3 protein-coding genes are annotated in these 2834 nt (G+C 61.6%); all 3 read left to right on the plus strand.

All coding sequences use genetic code 11. The features are described from left to right. Positions 1-191: 191 nt before the first annotated feature. Positions 192-974, plus strand: coding sequence for a 3-oxoadipate enol-lactonase (pcaD, locus tag AB7F49_RS39315; protein WP_428533452.1), 783 nt, complete (start codon positions 192-194; stop codon positions 972-974). A gap of 75 nt (positions 975-1049) precedes the next feature. Further along, positions 1050-1577: a Dps family protein gene (locus AB7F49_RS39320; protein ID WP_428533455.1), complete on the plus strand. Its 528-nt coding sequence runs from the start codon at positions 1050-1052 to the stop codon at positions 1575-1577. A 197-nt stretch (positions 1578-1774) separates the two neighbouring features. Beyond that, positions 1775-2692, plus strand: a complete 918-nt coding sequence (locus AB7F49_RS39325) for an ABC transporter permease subunit (RefSeq protein ID WP_428533458.1) — start codon at positions 1775-1777, stop codon at positions 2690-2692. Positions 2693-2834 lie beyond the last annotated feature (142 nt).

Here is a 2834-nt window from a genome sequence, read left to right on the forward strand (position 1 = left end):
GCCGACCACTGGGCAGATGCGGCTGGAACGTTTCCCACTCCGCATCCGAAAGCCAATAGACTTCTCGCTTCCTCGACATCCGGAAATCCTCCCAGACCTCCCGGAATCAGGACCAATCACAGCACGCAACAACAATTGAGTATGGAGCCTAGTCTTTGTGCCACCCTTCAAGAAACGAAAAAGGAACGCCGATGCCGACAATTGATTCCAACGGTTGCCCCATCAATGTCGAGGTCGAGGGAGTCGAAGGCGGCCCGGTTCTGATGTTGTCGAACTCGCTCGGCACCGATCTGCACATGTGGGACAAGCAGATGCCGGCCTTCACCCAGACCTTCCGCGTGGTGCGCTATGACCGGCGCGGACACGGGAAGTCCGGCGCGCCGAAAGGCCCCTACTCCATCGAAATGCTGGGCCATGACGCGCTTGCGGTCATGGACGCATTGAAACTCGCCAGGGTCCATTGGTGCGGCCTCTCCATGGGCGGCATGGTCGGGATGTGGCTTGGCACCAACGCGCCGGAGCGGATCGATCGGCTGGTCCTCTCGAACACCGCGGCGGAGATGCGCGCGCCGGAGATATGGAACGGGCGCATCGCGACGGTGCGCAAAAGCGGCATGGACGCGATTGTCGAAAGCACGATCGAGCGCTGGTTCACTAAGGCTTTCCGCGAACGCCCGGGGTCTCAAGCCGATCTCGATCCGGTGCGGGACATGATCCGGACGACACCGGCCGAAGGCTATATCGGCTGCTGCGAGGCGATCCGCGACATGGATCAGTCGGAATCGATCCGCAAAATCACCGCGCCAACGCTGATCATCGTCGGCGAGCACGACCCGTCGACGACGGTCGCGTCGGCGAAGTTCATCCAAGAGCGCATCCAGGGATCAAAGCTCGCGCCCCTCGACGCCGCGCACATCTCCAATATCGAGCAACCGCAAGCCTACACCGAAGCGGTGCTGAAGCATCTCGGATAGCCACGTCAGGGCTGCAACCAAATCTCGTGCGGGGCGTTGTTTTCGAGTTCTTTCAACACCGCACGAGGCTTTACAATGTCCAAGGTTCGCCAGCTCACTCCTCGCAAGCCTGCCGTCGCGCTCGATACGCCGGCCGATTTTTCCGACAAGGCGATCGCCGCCATCTCCAAGGCATTGAACGGCGTCCTTGCCGACACTTTCGCGCTTTATCTCAAAACCAAGAACTTCCATTGGCATATGAGCGGACCGCATTTTCGCGACTACCATCTCCTGCTCGACGAGCACGCCGCGCAGATTTACGCCACAACCGACGACATCGCGGAGCGCGTGCGCAAGATCGGCGGCACGACGCTGCGCTCGATCGGCGACATCAAGCGCCACCAGAGCATCAAAGACAATGACGAGCCCTATGTCGCGCCGCACGATATGCTGCGTGAACTAATGAACGACAACAGGGCCGTCATCGAGAACATGCGTGCGGCGCATGAGATCGCCGACGAGCACGACGACGTCGCCACCACGAGCATGCTCGAGAACTTCATCGACGGCGCCGAGCGGCGGAACTGGTTCCTGTTCGAAACCACCCGGCACGAGAGAGCCTAGACGAAAGCGGCCGGCGGAAGGGCCCGGCGACAAAGCGTGGCAGGGAGAGTCCCGGCCGCGCCATTATACCTTTGGCTTAGCCGCCAAGTTTCGTCCCCAGGCCCAGGCGGGAAGATGCGCCTGACGGTTGCCGGGCTGGCCGCACTGCTCCTACAATCCGGGCACGGGGAACGTTCGTGCTTAAGCTTGGGGGGCCGATGGAAGTCTTCGTTCAGCAGATCATCAACGGCGTGACGCTGGGATCGATCTACGGCCTGATCGCCATCGGGTACACGATGGTTTTCGGCATTATCGGGATGGTGAACTTCGCGCACGGCGACGTGTTCATGGTCTCGGCCTTCATCGCGCTGATCACATTCCTTATCCTTACCGCCTGGCTCGGCATCTCCTCCGTCATCCTCGCGTTGTTCATCGTCCTGTTGGTGGCGATGTTCCTCACCTCGCTGGTGAACTGGGTGATCGAGCGCGCCGCCTATCGGCCGCTTCGCGGATCGTTTCGCCTCGCGCCGCTGATTTCGGCGATCGGCATGTCGATCTTCCTGTCGAACTTCGTGCAGGTCTCGCAGGGGCCACGCAACAAATCCGTTCCCCCTCTCGTGCGCGGCGGCTACGAGATCATGAACAACGGCTCCTACTCGGTCACGCTGTCCTACAAACAGCTCATCATCTGGATAGTCACCGCCATCCTCCTCGCCGCCTTCTGGTATCTCGTCGCGCACACCTCGCTCGGGCGGGCGCAGCGCGCCTGCGAGCAGGATCAAAAGATGGCGTCGCTCCTCGGCATCAATGTCGACCGCACAATCTCGATCACCTTCATCATCGGCGCCGCGCTCGCCGCCGTCGCCGGCACGCTCTATCTGATGTATTACGGTGTCGTCAGCTTCTCCGACGGCTTCGTGCCGGGCGTGAAGGCGTTCACCGCGGCGGTGCTCGGCGGCATCGGCTCGCTGCCGGGCGCGCTTCTCGGCGGACTGCTCATCGGCCTGATCGAAACGCTGTGGTCGGCCTACTTCTCCATCGACTACAAGGACGTGGCCGCGTTCTCCATTCTTGCGATCACGCTGATCTTCCTGCCGCAGGGTATCCTCGGACGCCCCGACGTCGAGAAGGTGTGACGTGGCGACGCAAGCCGCGATCCACGGCACGGCGGCAAAGCCCGCGGGGAGGGTGGATGTCGCTCATATTGTGAAGGACGCGTTCTTCACGACGCTGATCTCGATCGGACTGTTCGCTCCCCTGGTCGGTTTCAAGACGGTC

Source organism: Pseudorhodoplanes sp. (genome assembly GCF_050250235.1).
Classification (GTDB): Bacteria; Pseudomonadota; Alphaproteobacteria; order Rhizobiales; family Xanthobacteraceae; genus Pseudorhodoplanes.

Excerpts from the sequence above, each read along its gene's own strand:
- AB7F49_RS39325 (WP_428533458.1), top strand. The coding sequence starts at position 1,775 with ATGGAAGTCTTCGTTCAGCAGATCATCAACGGCGTGACGCTGGGATCG.
- pcaD (WP_428533452.1), top strand. The coding sequence starts at position 192 with ATGCCGACAATTGATTCCAACGGTTGCCCCATCAATGTCGAGGTCGAG.
- AB7F49_RS39320 (WP_428533455.1), top strand. The coding sequence starts at position 1,050 with ATGTCCAAGGTTCGCCAGCTCACTCCTCGCAAGCCTGCCGTCGCGCTC.